This is a genomic window from Micromonospora gifhornensis, assembly GCF_016863515.1.
Taxonomy (GTDB): Bacteria; Actinomycetota; Actinomycetes; order Mycobacteriales; family Micromonosporaceae; genus Micromonospora; species Micromonospora gifhornensis.
This window is the reverse complement of record NZ_BOPA01000075.1, coordinates 1-14430: the sequence shown is the minus strand read 5'-3', so window position 1 is coordinate 14430 and position 14430 is coordinate 1. Positions and strand designations below refer to the sequence as shown.

The window sequence follows — 14430 nt, the reverse complement described above, 5'->3', positions numbered from 1 at the left end:
AATGTCGGAGTCCAACTCCGACAATCGATGTCCTTGCATGCCCAGCCACGATGGCCATAGCGTTCCGGCAGGCATGTGAGCGTCTGTCGATTCAGGGCCCCGGATTCCGCATGCCCCATCCCCCGAAATCACGGTGGACGGCGAATAGCCGAACAGCAACCGCCGGACGCCCACACGGAAGAAGAGGCGATGGTCAATCGATTCGTAAGGCTGCTACTCACCGCAATACTGGTGATCGTCGGCGGACTCGCTGCGAGCGCCGCCCCCGCAGTCGCAGACTCCAGCCCTGCCGCTACTACGAAGGCATACACGGAAACCACGACCACAACCGGGGCCGACCAGTGCTCCAGCCCGGTAAGCGCACGCAAGGGTGCGTGGATGTGCCCGGACACGTCGAAGGTGCGGGCCAACGCGGGAACCTGCTCGGCGTTGGGCTGCTGGTACTACGTCGCGAACTACTGGGCCGAGTTCAGCGGCGATGGCGTCTACGGCTACAACGGCACCACCCTGGGCAGCACCGAGTTCTTCATCGAGGTGAAGTTCAGCGGAGGCAGCTCCACCTCAAAGCCGTTCCAGTTCGAGTCAACGCGCGGCACCAAGCAGGTCCGGGCCTCCGGCGAGCGGCTGTACTTCAGTAGCGCCCACCCCGAGGGCTACCCGGTCAGCGGTGGCGCGTCGTACCGGACGTGGAGCGGCGGCCCCTATGGAGCCTCGGCGCTGGTGAACTGCTTCGGCTCGGGCGGCTACAGCGCGTACGAGGGCACCGTGGCTCACGCCGGGGTGGCTCACCAGTTCGACTGGACAGACCCGTCCAGCTCGTACCCCGGCCGCTGGTACACCTTCATCAAGAGCCCAAAGTTCCACCGCAACTCCGCCGGTGCCTACAACCTCGACAACCCGCCGCAGATGGGTAGCGCCTGGTACGGCTCCGGGTGGAGCCCGTCCTGACGCACCGAGCGAAAACTGTCTGAGTAACCTCTGACGGTCGAGCGCCGCGTGATCGGCAATTGATCACGCGGCGCTCGATCCGCATTGCCTCCCGGATCTGAAAGAGTCGGGTAGCATCCGCTCATGGAGCAGTCTCGCCGCCGCACGGAAGCCTTCTACCTGCCTGCCGATATGCGCGACGAAGAAATCGCACCCGAACAGGTCACGCCTTCTCCCCGCCCCGGACATGGCACCGTCTACCTCCACAAGGGCCGCAGCCTAGAACGACGCATTGTGTGGGCCGCGAAGTGGGTAGACCCCCTGCCAGGAGGCCACACGGCCGGCATAGAGGAAATCGAAGGCACCCGCGACGAGGTTCTGAGGTGGGCGCGGTCGCGTCCGGCAGCGGCCCTCGTTATCCCCACAGAGCAAGAACCGTATTGGGTTCCAGCACCAGACAACGACGACGAGATCAATTTCTAGGCTCGGTCAGTCCCGGCTCTCCTTTCACGCATCCGGTGGGGTTAGCCCCGGCAGTCGCGGCGCCAGGTGTGCCGTGGCCGCAATGACCGCCGCCAGTTCCTCCGGCGACAGGTAGACCGAGCGGGCGCGGATCCAGCCGGCTTCGTCGGCGGTGGTGACCGCGATGCCCTTTACCGCCGGGTCGATCTGCTGGGCGGCGTCCACCGCGTCCGGGTAGAGGTCACCGAGAGTCATCTTCACGGTTTCCTCGTCGTTGACCCGCAGGCAGATCCGACCGGCGAGCTGGGCACGCAGCGCGGTCACGCCAGGGCCGAAGTCGGAACCGACCCGCTGCCCGGCCACGATCACGTGCACGCCCAGGGCCGCGCCGAGCTGCGCCAGCCGCAACAGGTTCGTCGTGGCCCGCAGCGCTTCATCCTTGTCCGCCCGGGAGGCGACCAAGTACAGCTCGGCCAACTCGTCGACGATCACGACCACCGGCACCGGCCGCGCATCGGGCGGAAGCTGCCAGATGTTGCGCGCCCCGTGCTGGCGGCACAGGCCCATCCGCCGCTGTGTCTCCGCGACGAGTGCGGCCAGGATGTCCGCCGCTTCCGCCCGGTCGGTGGCCAGAGCAGACAGCCGGGGTGCGTGTGGAGCCAGCTCCATGCCGCCCTTGCAGTCGATCCCGACCAGCGCCACCGGCCGCGCCGCCCACCGCGCTACGGCGGCATTGATCAGCGTGGACTTGCCCGACTGCGTGGCCCCGGTGATCAGCCAGTGCGGAAAGGTCACCAGGTCGACCACCCACCGCTGCCCGTCCTCCCGCTGCCCCACATCGGCCGCCAGGTCCGCCGGCACCGCAACCGCCGAGGCAAGCGGTTCGATGGCCTCCGAGGGGCGGGAGGTCATCGCGGCCTCCTTCAGTGGCGGCCCGGTCGCCCAGGTCGCCGCTTCCGTCCGCTTCGCGGTAAGGGGATCGGCGGTGAGGATGGTCAACCGGACCCGGCCGCGTCGTCGCGCGTCGACCCGCACCGCGTGCACACCCCAGGCGTGCGCCATCGCCTCCGCCGCGTTGACGAACGGCTCCGGGACCTGCCCCGGGTGCAGCACGATCACCGCCGTCGCCCCGAAGGAGCGGGGTCGGATACGCCGCAGCAACGGCAGGACCGGCATGATCGGCCGACCCCTCACGAGCAACGGCCCGAGTTGCTCGGTGGTGGGCCGGTCGGTGCCGGTCAAATCCGCGTTGAGGCACAGGTGCCGCCAGGACCGGCGCATCCTCGTGCGCAGCAGCGGAAACCCGAACAGGTACCAGTGCACGCGGGGTGCCAGCCGGCGCAGCAACCGCGACACCACGACCAGCGCGACGATAACGGCACCCAGGACCACAGCGGCGGTGACAATGGTGGGTAGCCATGACTGGATCCGTTCCAGGGTGACCCCCGGGAACTCCGGCGCGAAGCCGGGGAACCCGGGAGTCATCGACGGTGACGGCGTAGGCGGCGGGGCCGATGCCGGCGACATCACCTCTGCGGCGATCATGAGCCGGTGGCCTTACCGCCGCCGCGCTCCCGCTGAGGCGGACCCGGTACCGCAGCAGACGACGAGCCCGCGCGGTTGTCGGTACGGGGACGGACCGGGTAGATCGACGCCGCACGGTAGGACAAGCCGTGCCGACCCTCGATCTCCCACAGCGACACGTCCAGCTCAGTCACGCCGACCGGGCTGCCCTCCGTGACGCCTTCCGGCTGGGCGGAGGTCTGCACGTCAATCACCGATGCCTTGCGGGTACCGGCGCGGCGCACCGCGAGCCCGGTCACCCACAGGTGGTTACCGTCGCGGTCCTTGCGCTGCTCGCCGTCAAGATCGGTCTTGGGTTCCGGCGCAGCCACGCACAGCAGGCCGGTCAGACGAGAAAGATCAACAGGGATGCTGTTCACAACAAACTCCAAAGGTTGGATGAGGTAGTGCTCTACAGGTGGTGCCGTACAGGTGGTGCTCACAGGTGATGCGGTCGTCGGGACAGGGACAGCACGGAGCCGGGCAGCCCGGGGCGGGCCACGACTCCGCACCACCGACACGAGGCACGACGGGAACGGCCACGCGACGGCGCGGCCGGCATGACATGGCACAGCAAACCTCCATAAAGGACAGACGGCGGCGACAGTGCCGCCCAGGACCAGGACGACGAGCACGACGGGACCGAGCCCGAGGCGAGGCGACCCATGCCGGCGACCGAGGACCGGGCGGACAAGGCCAGCCGACGCGAGCCGGGCGAGCAGACGCCGCGACAACTCGCAGCCGAACGGCCACGAGCAGACGGCAGCACGGGAACCGGCGCAGACCCAGCGCACCGGGCGACCAACGATCACGGCCAGAACGCCAGGGGCGAAGCGAGCGCGGTCAGCACCCCGGAGGGACGAAGGTGCGTACGAGTTTCCCTACTTGGTCAAGAAACGGGATCGGCGTGGCCGATCCCGCGACAGAGAGAAGGAGAGGAAAGGAGCGGTGGGCGGGGTCGGGGGCTGCGGCCTAGCGGCCGGTCCCCCGCCCCGCCCCAGAAGGAAACAGAGCGCACACGACACCGGGGACGACCAGCACCAACGCCATGCGTCAGAGCCTCACGCCGGACCCCGGAGCACGGGCACACGCGACCCCGCCAGCGACCACGATGGACGATGGCACGAGCAGACCGCGACCACACCCGGCAGCGAGATGGGCGCACGCGGAGTATCGCCGCGACCAGGGTGCCAGCCGACACGCCCGAACCGCGACCGGACCTCACCGATCCAGCCAACACCAGCCGAAACCGCAGGCCACAACATCGAAAGCACCGACGACGCCCGTGCGGTCGATCCACGGCCGGACTCTGAGGTGCTGCCGCGCCGGCAAGCCGGCTTGCCCCCGAACGCCGACGCTGAACACCGTGAACACCGCACCAGCAGGCACAACGCCACCGCCGACCCGGGATCCATGATCTCCACCCCCTCCCCGGGGCGTCGCATCGTGAGTAAGGGTCCTTCTACCAACTGAAGGGGACCGTTCGAGGTCCGAATATTCCAAGATCAAAAACTTCGTCGGTGCAACTCGAAGATTTTTTCTGGCCCGCGCGTACTCTCAAGAGATCACGGTCAGGCCGGCATGGGGGGGTCGGTCCGGCTGTCGGTTGTGGAGCCGAGCGACAACGGGCGCTCGCAGCGGGGGCCACACAACGCCGTGGCACCCACACGCGGATCTCTCGTACGCTTGTGCGACTCCCGGCGGCGTCCGCAGCACGCCGGGGACCGCACGAAGGGTCAGCGTCGACCCGGCTTATCACCGCCGACAGGCGGCCCGGCGTGTCCCACCCAGCCCGAGGCGACGTTGGGAGGACACGAACCCGTGCCCGAACACCGAGTGCCCACCAGGCACCCCCACGGCATCGCCGTGCCCGGCCAGCTCACGTTTCGCCGCCCACCGGCCACCGGCACCGACGAGCCACCCGACCCGGTAGCTGCGCTGCTCAAACACAAGGCCCTGCCCACCAGCCAAGTCCTCTCCGCCGCCATCGCACTGTGCCGCGTCGGCGTGCCGAAGGGATGGATCACCGGCAGCAACGATCCCCGCCCCGCGCCCGCCGATCAGGTGCTGCGCCGCCTGCTCGCCGACGACGCCACCCGCGAGATCAAAGACCAGGTATGGCGGCACATCGTCGGCCAGGTCCGCGACGACCCCGACAACCGCGAGGACTGGAACCTCTACGCCCTCGGCGTCGCCGCCGGTGGACTCCTGTCCCGCTCCGCCCGCCTCGCCATGCCCGACGACCCCGCCAACCGCGTCATACAAGCTCAGTACCGGCTGATTCACGCCTTCCTCGACCGGATGCAAGCCACCGTGACCACCGCGGCCGGCCACACGCGGTGGCGGCTGGACATCGCCCGGCCCAACGTCTACTCCCGGCTGCTTGGCGGCGCGTACGACCAAGCCAGCGGACGCACCGCACACCGCCGCAAACAGCGCACCCGCCGCCCCGACGAAACCGCAGCCGAGCACCAAGCCCGCATCGCGCGCCTCCGCGAGGAAGAACCCCGAGAGATGCCCGTGGGCGGCGACGACGAACTCAGCGCCCACCACGCCAAGCACCACAACGGACCCGACCGGCGAGGCACGGAGGCCGTCATCGCCCGCCTACAAGAATTCGTCGCCCAGTCCGCACAGATGCCACCCGCCGACCGGATCGACCCCACCAGCGCCGAACTCCTGCGGCGTACCTACCTCGATGGCGAACCCCTCGGCCAAGTCGCCGCCGATCTGAACCTGTCCCCAAGCAACGCATCCAAACGCCGCGCCACCGCCGCCCGGCAACTCCGACGACTCATCGCCCGGCGTCTACCCCAACAGCGACCACACAGCTAGGGCCTGTATCAAAGTCGGCGAGGGCCTGATCACGGCATTCCGCCACGCTGACCAAACTCGGGCAAGACCAACCCCTAGTCTGTCGCCATGACGGCGAGCCATGGAGTCATCGATTTGGACATGCATGGCGCTGAGCTTGGTGACTCGGATGGGGGCCTCTCCGCCGGAGTTAGGCCCGGACGGAAGGGCGCTGCCTATATGGTCGTTGCCTTGGTAGTCGGCTTGGCGCTCGGTAGCGTCGGCGGTGCCGAGGTGTGGAGTTCTCGCGAGGAACGGGCCGAGGCCAGCACCGTCACACTGGTGGCCTTACCAGGCCCGTCCAACAGTTGGGGAAGCTTGAACGGCGTCGGGACGGTGCGACTCGATGCGCAACTGGTGTTGTTCAACGCCGGCCAGGCACCCGTCATAGTGCAGGTAGATGAGGCACGGAAACCGGGCGTCCTGGTACGTGGTACAGGCCAATCCTGGCTGGTCCGCCCGGGCGGAACGAGTTGGATCGACGTCGAGGTCACGCTCGAGTGCGCAACTGCCTTCACACCGGAGCCGCTGTCCGTCAACTTCTCCGTGCAGACAGCCGACCAGCGAATTCGACGGGCAGGTTTTCCCCTCGCTCTCCAGGGCAGCCCATGGCAGCGAGCGTGCGAGCCTCCACCTCGTGTGGTGCCGGGTCCGGTCACAGCCAGTCGTTGATCGCGGCGATGTGAATGGTGGCTTCGTAGCGGACGGCGAGTTTGTCGAACCGGGTGGCCACGGCGCGGTGGCGTTTGAGGCGGTTGATGTCGCACTCCACGGCGTGACGCTGCTTGTACCGCTGTGAGTCGAAGGCCGGGGGTCGACCGCCCTTGGATCCCTTCTTGCGCCGGTTGGCGTCTTGGTCGGCCTTCGACGTGTACGCCTTGTCAGCCAGGACCCGGTCCGGGCGAGTCCGGGGCCGCCCCGAACCCAGGCGGGGCACCCGGATACCGTCGAGCACCGCGACGAACTGGGGGCTGTCTCCGCGCTGCCCGGCGGTCACCACGATCGACAACGGCTTCTGCCCCTGCTCACACGCCAGGTGCACCTTCGTTGTCAGGCCGCCCCGCGATCGCCCGAGCGCGTGGTCGGTCGGCTCGACCGTGGTCCCGCCCGGCGACTCAGCCTGCAGATCCCCCTTTTACGCGCCCCAGCAGCGTGCTGATGCGCTCGGGCGACCGTCGAGTCTACCGACACGTCCCACACGACGCGCCCGGACGCGTCAGCCAGGGCCTGCAACACGGTCAGGATCCTCGCCCAGGTCCCATCACGCTGCCAACGCCGAAACAGCCCGTACGCCGCAGCCCAGGACCCGTAGCACTCCGGCATGTCCCGCCACGGGGCACCGACCCGTGTCCGCCACCGAATCCCATCAATGAGCTGCCGTTTCGTCCATGCCGACGGCCGACCTGGCCCACGCCCCACGGGCAGCAGCGGCTCCAGCGCCACCCACTGAGCGTCGGTCAGGTCATGCCGCCTCGCCACCGCTAGGGTGTCCACGAGGTCTCCGGTGTTCGGGTTCTGCTTGGTCGCTGAACCAGATACCGGAGACCTCGCTACATCACGAACACCGACACGCGAAGATCCTCAAGCCGGCAGCTCAAGCCCCGGCACCGACTTCGACACAGGCCCTAGTGCGTTGTCCATGAACGTTTACCGGGTCTGAGTTGTCAGGCGGCCTTGGTGCGGGGGCGGCCCCAGCGGTGTTGGCGTTCGCTGCGGACGCGGGCGCGTTCTCGGCGTTGGGCGGCCAGGACGTCGGGGTGACGGGCGTTGGCGTTGCGCCAGCGCAGGTATTTCTGCGTCTCACGGGCCAGGATGGTGTGGTTCGGATGGTTCGAGTTCGCCATGGTGAAGGTGCGTAGCGGTCCGAACTGGGCCTCGATCGGGTTCGCCCACGACGCGCTGGTCGGGGTCAGGCAGAGTTCGACCTTGTTCCGGGCTGCCCATCGACGGATGGCGGGGGTCTTGTTCGCCGACAGGTTGTCCAGGATGACGTAGATCGGCGCCCCGTCGGGGCGTGCGGCCCGGATCGATTTCAGGGCGGACAGGGTGTGGTCGCCGCCTTTGCGGCGGCGCATCACGCCCCAGAGCTGGTCGTCGGCGAAGCTGTAGCAGCCGTGGAAGTAGCGGATGCCGTGCGTGCGTTTGTAGGTTGCGGGCAGCCGGTCCGGATGCGATCGCGGCGCCCACCCGCCACCGTGGTGCGGGCGGATCGACAGCGGCCCGAACTGGTCGAAGGCGAAACACCGCTGCGGGAACCGCCTGGTCACCTCTTCGATCCGGTCGAGTTTGGCGTCGAAGTCCGGATCCGATGATTCCTTCCACGTTCGCGTGCGTTGCCAGCTGACCTGGTTGTCGCGTAGCAGCTGCCGTAGCCGTTCCCGGCCGATGATCACCTGCCGGCTGGCGTCGGTGGCGAGGTAGGCGGCGAGTTTGCGCAGGCTCCAGCGGGTGAACGGACGCCGGAGCTTGCTCGGACGCGTGGTGGCCGTCGCGACGATGAACGCCTCATCGTCGTCATTGATCCGGCGGGGACGGCCTCCCGCCCACTGAGGGTCCAGCGCGCGTAGTCCGATCTCGTTGAACAGGTGGATCACGTCGCGGACGGTGTCCTCGTGCGCGGCGACCAACCGAGCGATCGACGCGACAGGCGTCCCGGACGCCGACGCCATGACGATCATCGCCCGCCGGACCCGGACCGAGTCGTGCTTACCTCGTCGCACGAGCTGTTGCAGCCTGCGGCCCTCGTCCTGCGTCAACCGCCGCGCCCGTACCAGCTCAGCCAATCCACCCACCTCACCCTCAACGGCCTCCACCACCGCCGTCGAGAGTGAACCCTCACCACCACATCCGGACGCACGCCGCCCGGCGTGTCACCGACCCGGCAAACGTTCGTGGACAGCGCACTAGACGCCTAGTCCGGCCGCCCCCGTGAACGCGCACCACACCCACGAGGCGGCCGACCGGCCATCAAGCGACCGGAGCGACCGTCGCGGGGTGCTTGTCCCCGCCCCACCCGTAACGGGCCGCCTCCGCCACCACCTGCGTCACCGCTTCCTCGATCAGCTCCCGCGACTCGGTGTCGTCCTCAACCCGCCACCCGTAGCGGGACGTCGCATCCACGAACACCACAATCGCGTCCACGAAAGGACTGACCCGGAACACCAGCGACCACGACGGCCCGTGCACGCGCAGCGCCACCCCACCGTCACCGGGAACGACTCGCAGCACACCCGGGCCGCCACGCTCCACCACAGCGGCAGCCTCTACAAAGGGTTGCCGCATCGCCGGATCATCACCCAACCGAGCGGGCAACACCTGTTGCACGATGACATCCGTTCCGGCGCGCCACGGGTCGATCGTCGGCTGATTCGCAAGAGCATTGACCACCTGATCGGCCAACGCCCGACGACGCCGCGCCGCCTCCGACAACCCCCGAGGCTCCGCAGCACGCTGACCGAACGGCACCGCCGGATCACCCACCGGCAGCACCTTCACCGGCGCGTCCGCACCTTCCGACTGAGCCCGCCACACCTGATCATGAGCGATCTCGGACCACAGATTGCGCAGGTCATCAACCCACGACGCCCACGCCACCCGTGTACGGGGCTTCGGTAACACCCACCGCCCCGAACGCGAACGCCGACGCGCCTGCCGTCGAGCCCACACGCTCCGGCGACGGACAGCCGAGATGCGGTACATAAATCACAGCTTGGCACACTGCCAGTAGCGCTAGCGACAGTTGACATCGCGCCAGTCGAGCTTTTGTCAGCGGCTACCAGCCGGACAGGCCCCACGATTCGGCTACACCCCCGGTGACCACCTACCCCGCGCACCGCGCACGGTAGGTTCATCCCGTGCTTCCGATGACTCTGCAAGAGATCACGACCGTTGTCGGCGGAGCCGTTCACGACGCCGCCGGCCCGGTGACGGTGACGGCCCCGGTGGTGTTCGACAGCCGGCGCGTGGAACCCGGCGGCATGTTCGTGGCGTTGCCCGGTGAGCGCGTCGACGGGCACGACTACGCCGCCCAGGCGATCGAGGCGGGCGCGGTCGCCGTGCTGGCGTCGCGGCCGGTCGGGGTGCCGGCGGTGGTCGTGGAGGACGTGCCCACCGCTTACGGACGGCTGGCCCGCGCGATGGTGGACCGGCTGCCGCAGACCACGGTGATCGGGGTGACCGGGTCGGTGGGCAAGACCTCGACCAAGGACATCCTCGCCCAGGTGCTGCCCGCGTTCGGCCCGACCGTGGCTAACCGGGCGTCGAACAACAACGAGCTTGGGTTGCCGTACACGGTCACCCGCGCCACCACCGACACCCGCTACCTAGTGTTGGAGATGGGCGCGCGGGGCGTCGGGCACGTGGCCTACCTGACCCGTATCGCCCCGCCCACGGTCAGCGTCGTCACCCGGGTCGGGCACGCGCACTTGGGCGAGTTCGGGTCGGTGGAGAACATCGCCCAGGCCAAGGGGGAGATCGTTGAAGCGCTGCCCTCGGCGCAGGACGGCGGGCTGGCAGTGCTCAACGGCGATGATGCGTTGGTGACCGCGATGGCATCCCGCACCCTCGCCCGGGTGCTCACCTACGGCATCGAGCAACCCGTCGACGTGCGCGCCGAGAGCGTCAGCGTGGACGAGCTGGGCCGCGCCCGGTTCCGGCTCGTGCACGACGGCCAGGCCGCCGAGGTGCGGTTGCGCCTCTACGGGCTGCACCAGGCGTCCAACGCGCTCGCCGCCGCCACCGTCGCCCTCGGTCTGGGCCATCCGATCGAGGCGGTAGCCGAGGCGGTGTCGCAAGCCGAGGCGGTGTCGCCGGGCCGGATGCAGGTCACCACCCGCTCAGATGGCGTGACGGTCATCAACGACGCCTACAACGCCGCGCCCGACGCCATGCGTGCCGCTCTGCGCGCCCTGCACGCGATGACCGGGGACGGCCGGCGGGCCGTGGCGGTGCTCGGTGAGATGGCCGAGCTGGGCGAGCACGCCCCCCAGGTGCACCGGGAGATCGGGCAGCAGGTGGCCGAGATCGGGGCCGGATGGTTGGTGGCGATCGGCGGGGACGACGCCGCACAGTACGTGACCGGAGCCGCCGGCACCGGCACCACCGTGGATCGGGCGGCGGACGTGGCCGAGGCGTGGGAGATGCTGCGCGACGGGCTACGTCCGGGCGATGTCGTGTTGGTGAAGGCAGCAAACAGCGCCGGGCTCCTCGCGCTCGCGGACAAGCTGAACGACGAGCCCGGCGCTGTCACCGCCCAGGCATAGGGGTCACGCGGACAGCGCGACCTCGGATCGGCTGCCCAGGGTGTCCAGGATCGCCGCGCCGTAGCCGGTCACGTCACCGGTTCCCATCGTCACCACCACGTCACCGCGCCCGGCCATCCGCGCGATGACCCGGGCCGCGTGGTCCGGGCCGAGCGGCAGGCAGTACCGGCCCTCACGCAGCCGCGCCATGATCCCCCGCGAGTCCGCCACCGGTCGCCCCACCGGGACGGTGCCGTGCACGTCCAGAAGCAGGACGTGATCGGCCTTGTCCGCCAGGAGGCTGCCGATGCGGTCGTCAAAGGCCAGCACGCGGGCGTGTCCGGACGGCTGGAACACCACGAACACCCGCCCCCGCGCCAGCGTGCGCGCGGCGTCCAGGTCGGCGGCGATCTCGTTCGGGTGATCGGCGTAGGAGTCAATCACCGTCACCCCGGCCCGCGTGTCGATGTGCTCGAACCGGCGACGCACCCCGCCGAACGTGCACGCCGCCCCGGCCACCTCCACCGGGTCCAGACCCAGCGTCGCCGCGCACGCCACCGCCGCCGCCGCGTTGTCCAGGTGGTGCGCCGCCGGAGTCGGCAGAGTCAGGACGACCTCCGTGCCGGTGGGCATTCGGACCGTCGCGGATGCGCTCCATCCCTCGGCGTTGACGTCCAACAGCCGCACGTCCGCCGTCCGGTCCCGCCCGTACCGCAGCACCGTCAGGTCGGGCCGTTCGTCGGCGATCACGTCGGCCGCCACCGTCGCGCCCACACAATCGGCGTTGACGACCAGGACGCCGGACGGCGCGACCCGACCGCCGAACTCGACGTAGGCCCGCAGCACGTCGGCGTGACTGGCGAAGTTCTCCGGGTGATCGTCGGTCACGTTCGTGATGACCACGATCGACGGGCTGAGGAAGTGAAACGACCGGTCCGACTCATCCGCCTCCGCCACCATCAGCCCGGACGCGCCGAGGTGGGCGCCAGAACCCGCCCCGGTCAGGTCAGCCCCAATCAGGTAGGTCGGGTCCTGCCCGAGGGCGCGCAGGACGTGAGCGAGCATCCCCGCCGTGGTGGACTTGCCGTGCGAGCCGGACACCGCCACCAGCCGCCGCCCGGCGGCCAATGCGTCGAGCACCTGCGCCCGGTGCACCACCGGGATGCCGGCGATACGGGCCGCACGCACCTCCGCCGCGTTCCGCGCGACCGTGGTGTAGACGACGCAACTCACGCCCTCGACGCGCGCCGCGTCGTGTCCGACCTGGACTCGCACGCCCGCCGCGCGCAGCGCTGCCAAAGCGGCCGAGTCGTGCAGGTCGCTGCCGCTGACCTCGTGACCCAGCTCGGCCAGCAGCCGCGCCAGGCCGGACATCGCGCAGCCTCCAACGCCCACGAAGTGCGGACGGGACAGGTCGATCGGGCCGGTGTACGCCTCGATCGTCGGGTTACCAGTGATCGTGTCGGTCATGGTGCCGTGTCTCCTTCTGAGTCAGAGCTGACGAGTTGGTGCCATGAGCTGACGTGCGAGAGGAATTCACTCCTTCCACTCGTGCGATTCCTTGCGCGCGCCCAAGCTGGCCCCGGGTCACCAGCTCGGCCGCGCGAGTCCAATCGATCTGCGTCGGCCAGTCCTTCAGCCCCGCCGCAGCAGGCGGCAGCAGGGGTACAGCAGGAGCCGGGAGGGAATCAGCGGACGGCCCTGCCAGGTCCGGCGGTTTGCGCTGCCGCTTTCGCGTTGTGCGGCACGACGGACAGGCACACGGCCTACCACCGGGAAATCGACGCGACCGATGTGGCCGGTGCCGGGGACGGATCAGATCCGCGTCGTCGTCATCCATGACCGGCTCCGTCTCCTGAAATGACAGCGGCGGGGGAGATCCCAAGCGACCGCGACGAGTTCGCCAGGTCGAGCAGCCGCCGCAGATCCCGGCACACGCACATCGGCGGTGACTGGGTAAGGCGCTGCCGAACAAGTTCCGACACCATCTGTTCCCGCAGGCGACGTGCCAGCGCGTCAGTACGCGCCCACTCCGCCACCAGCAGCCCACCCGCGCCCAAAGCCACGTCGCAGGCAAGCCAGAACTCCCGTGGGGCCAACTGGCGCGCAGTCTCCACATTGGCCACAGTGCTTCGCGACCACTGCACCATTCGCGCAAGCCGCACCTGAGTGACACCAACAGCCTTACGGGTCACCGCCAACTGACCCCCCAACGACCGACGAGCATCCGCGACAACGCCAGGCGTCAGGGACTCAGGGGCCGGTTTGATCGCCACGCGCTGCGCCGTGGCGTGTGAAGGCGTGACGGCAGCCATCGCTACTGCGCCCGTCGCTCAGCCAACGAGTACACCCGCGCCCCACGGCCCGCATCCGCACCGGCCACAGCCGGAGCAGCGTCGACCAGACCAACGCCAACGCCCGACACGTCGATCAGCACCCGGAGCGGACCGGCCACCAACGTGATGCAGCCGGGCGACCCCTCGTGCCACATAACCGAGGCCGCGCCCGAGCCGACGCTGACCCGCACCGCCGCCGCGCCGGCCGACGCAACCGGTAACCCGCCGGGAGCGGTGGCACTCTGACCGGTAGCTGCCGGTGAACTCGCCGGGCAGATGTCGGCCGCTGCGTCAGGCCGCCCGGTGGCCGGAGCCTGCCCCACCATGCTCGTGTCGCGATCTTTGGCGTGCCCCTGGATGATGAAGAAGCCGAGTTCCGCATCCGTGGCCCTGCCAAGCACCGCGCGTAACCCCGTGCGGTAGTGCGCAGACGGCCACCGAGTGGTACCACGTTCAAGATTGCCGATGTAGCCGGCATGGATAGCGAACCGACGCCCCGCGTGCTCGTACAACCACGCATTGACAGCCTCCGCCAACTCCTGCCGCGACATCGGCCGGCCCGACCCCGAAGGGGACCGCAGCGCCAGCCGCGCCGCGCGCAACAGATCGTTTGGTCCCGGTTGATACGCCACGATGTAAATCCGTTCCTGGTCATTGCTTGTCTCGGCGACACACGGGTAAGGCGAGGGATACGCGCACTCCGCAGCGGTGCGCGAACCATCACGTCTCTTGAGGTTCCGTACGCAGGGCCAGTGCGACCAGGCGACTCATCCACCAAATCGGTCGTGGTCCGGCGTACCTGTAGCGAACCGCAAACCACGGGCGGTAGGTACGCTGTGACGCACCTCGAACCGGTGAACGCGGTGAAAGATCAACTTCTAGCGGGGGTGCAACGTGCCGCAAGCGCGATCCGGCAACGCCAAGCTCGCAGCCGTCATCACCGAGGCCGGCATGTCGCACGCCGAGGTGGCACGCGCGTTCGTCCGCGTCGCGAAGGAGAGCAATGCCCCCGAGTTCGCCGGAGTCGGCCGCTCCCACGTCTCAGAGGG

The 14430-nt window shown here is 69.1% G+C and carries 12 protein-coding genes; 4 read left to right on the top strand and 8 right to left on the bottom strand.

All coding sequences use genetic code 11. The annotated features are described in order from the left end of the window. The first annotated feature begins 378 nt into the window (after window positions 1-378). Window positions 379-948 (top strand): hypothetical protein, encoded by a 570-nt coding sequence (locus Vgi01_RS29775; RefSeq protein ID WP_203220499.1) that lies wholly within the window; start codon window positions 379-381, stop codon window positions 946-948. Between the two features lie 123 nt (window positions 949-1071). Continuing rightward, entirely contained in the window at window positions 1072-1410 is a 339-nt protein-coding gene (locus Vgi01_RS29770) for a hypothetical protein (protein WP_203220500.1), read from the top strand. 24 nt (window positions 1411-1434) lie between these two features. Here the strand turns inward: Vgi01_RS29770 and Vgi01_RS29765 are convergent, their stop codons facing one another. Both Vgi01_RS29765 and Vgi01_RS29760 read right to left on the bottom strand, forming a co-directional pair. Further along, complete coding sequence (locus Vgi01_RS29765) at window positions 1435-2874, bottom strand: FtsK/SpoIIIE domain-containing protein (RefSeq protein WP_204293283.1); 1440 nt, start codon at window positions 2872-2874, stop codon at window positions 1435-1437. 56 nt (window positions 2875-2930) lie between these two features. Further along, window positions 2931-3395 (bottom strand): hypothetical protein, encoded by a 465-nt coding sequence (locus tag Vgi01_RS29760; protein ID WP_203220502.1) that lies wholly within the window; start codon window positions 3393-3395, stop codon window positions 2931-2933. Between the two features lie 1378 nt (window positions 3396-4773). Here Vgi01_RS29760 and Vgi01_RS29755 point away from each other — a divergent pair. Continuing rightward, window positions 4774-5787: a sigma-70 family RNA polymerase sigma factor gene (locus tag Vgi01_RS29755; protein ID WP_204293282.1), complete on the top strand. Its 1014-nt coding sequence runs from the start codon at window positions 4774-4776 to the stop codon at window positions 5785-5787. Window positions 5788-6460: 673 nt separating this feature from the next. Here Vgi01_RS29755 and Vgi01_RS29750 read toward each other — a convergent pair. The 3 genes from Vgi01_RS29750 to Vgi01_RS31010 all read right to left on the bottom strand — a co-directional run bounded on the left by Vgi01_RS29750 (window position 6461) and on the right by Vgi01_RS31010 (window position 9204). Continuing rightward, window positions 6461-7299, bottom strand: a protein-coding gene (locus Vgi01_RS29750) for an IS5 family transposase (protein WP_373307069.1) whose coding sequence is annotated in 2 segments (ribosomal slippage) — window positions 6461-6931 and window positions 6934-7299 — 837 coding nt in all. Because the reading frame shifts where the segments join, the coding sequence is not laid out codon by codon here. A 170-nt stretch (window positions 7300-7469) separates the two neighbouring features. Next, window positions 7470-8588 carry an IS630 family transposase gene (locus tag Vgi01_RS29745; RefSeq protein WP_204293281.1) on the bottom strand — a complete coding sequence of 373 codons (1119 nt, stop codon included), beginning with the start codon at window positions 8586-8588 and terminating at the stop codon, window positions 7470-7472. Between the two features lie 184 nt (window positions 8589-8772). Beyond that, window positions 8773-9204 carry a hypothetical protein gene (locus tag Vgi01_RS31010; RefSeq protein ID WP_238358780.1) on the bottom strand — a complete coding sequence of 144 codons (432 nt, stop codon included), beginning with the start codon at window positions 9202-9204 and terminating at the stop codon, window positions 8773-8775. Between the two features lie 464 nt (window positions 9205-9668). Here Vgi01_RS31010 and Vgi01_RS29735 point away from each other — a divergent pair, with 464 nt between their 5' ends. Then, complete coding sequence (locus tag Vgi01_RS29735) at window positions 9669-11066, top strand: UDP-N-acetylmuramoyl-tripeptide--D-alanyl-D-alanine ligase (protein ID WP_203220504.1); 1398 nt, start codon at window positions 9669-9671, stop codon at window positions 11064-11066. A 3-nt stretch (window positions 11067-11069) separates the two neighbouring features. Here the strand turns inward: Vgi01_RS29735 and Vgi01_RS29730 are convergent, their stop codons facing one another. From Vgi01_RS29730 to Vgi01_RS29720, 3 genes are all read right to left on the bottom strand, one after another. Then, complete coding sequence (locus Vgi01_RS29730) at window positions 11070-12515, bottom strand: UDP-N-acetylmuramate--L-alanine ligase (RefSeq protein WP_204293280.1); 1446 nt, start codon at window positions 12513-12515, stop codon at window positions 11070-11072. 362 nt (window positions 12516-12877) lie between these two features. Continuing rightward, window positions 12878-13360: a helix-turn-helix domain-containing protein gene (locus Vgi01_RS31565; protein WP_204293279.1), complete on the bottom strand. Its 483-nt coding sequence runs from the start codon at window positions 13358-13360 to the stop codon at window positions 12878-12880. A 2-nt stretch (window positions 13361-13362) separates the two neighbouring features. Beyond that, on the bottom strand, window positions 13363-14013 hold the full coding sequence (locus Vgi01_RS29720; RefSeq protein ID WP_203220507.1) for a hypothetical protein: 651 nt from the start codon (window positions 14011-14013) through the stop codon (window positions 13363-13365). Between the last annotated feature and the right edge of the window lie 417 nt (window positions 14014-14430).

Bases quoted from the DNA above. Each gene is read 5' to 3' on its own strand.
- Vgi01_RS29770 (WP_203220500.1), top strand. From the start codon at position 1,072: ATGGAGCAGTCTCGCCGCCGCACGGAAGCCTTCTACCTGCCTGCCGAT.
- Vgi01_RS29735 (WP_203220504.1), top strand. From the start codon at position 9,669: ATGACTCTGCAAGAGATCACGACCGTTGTCGGCGGAGCCGTTCACGAC.
- Vgi01_RS31565 (WP_204293279.1), bottom strand. From the start codon at position 13,360: ATGGCTGCCGTCACGCCTTCACACGCCACGGCGCAGCGCGTGGCGATC.
- Vgi01_RS29765 (WP_204293283.1), bottom strand. From the start codon at position 2,874: ATGACTCCCGGGTTCCCCGGCTTCGCGCCGGAGTTCCCGGGGGTCACC.
- Vgi01_RS29775 (WP_203220499.1), top strand. From the start codon at position 379: ATGTGCCCGGACACGTCGAAGGTGCGGGCCAACGCGGGAACCTGCTCG.
- Vgi01_RS29730 (WP_204293280.1), bottom strand. From the start codon at position 12,515: ATGACCGACACGATCACTGGTAACCCGACGATCGAGGCGTACACCGGC.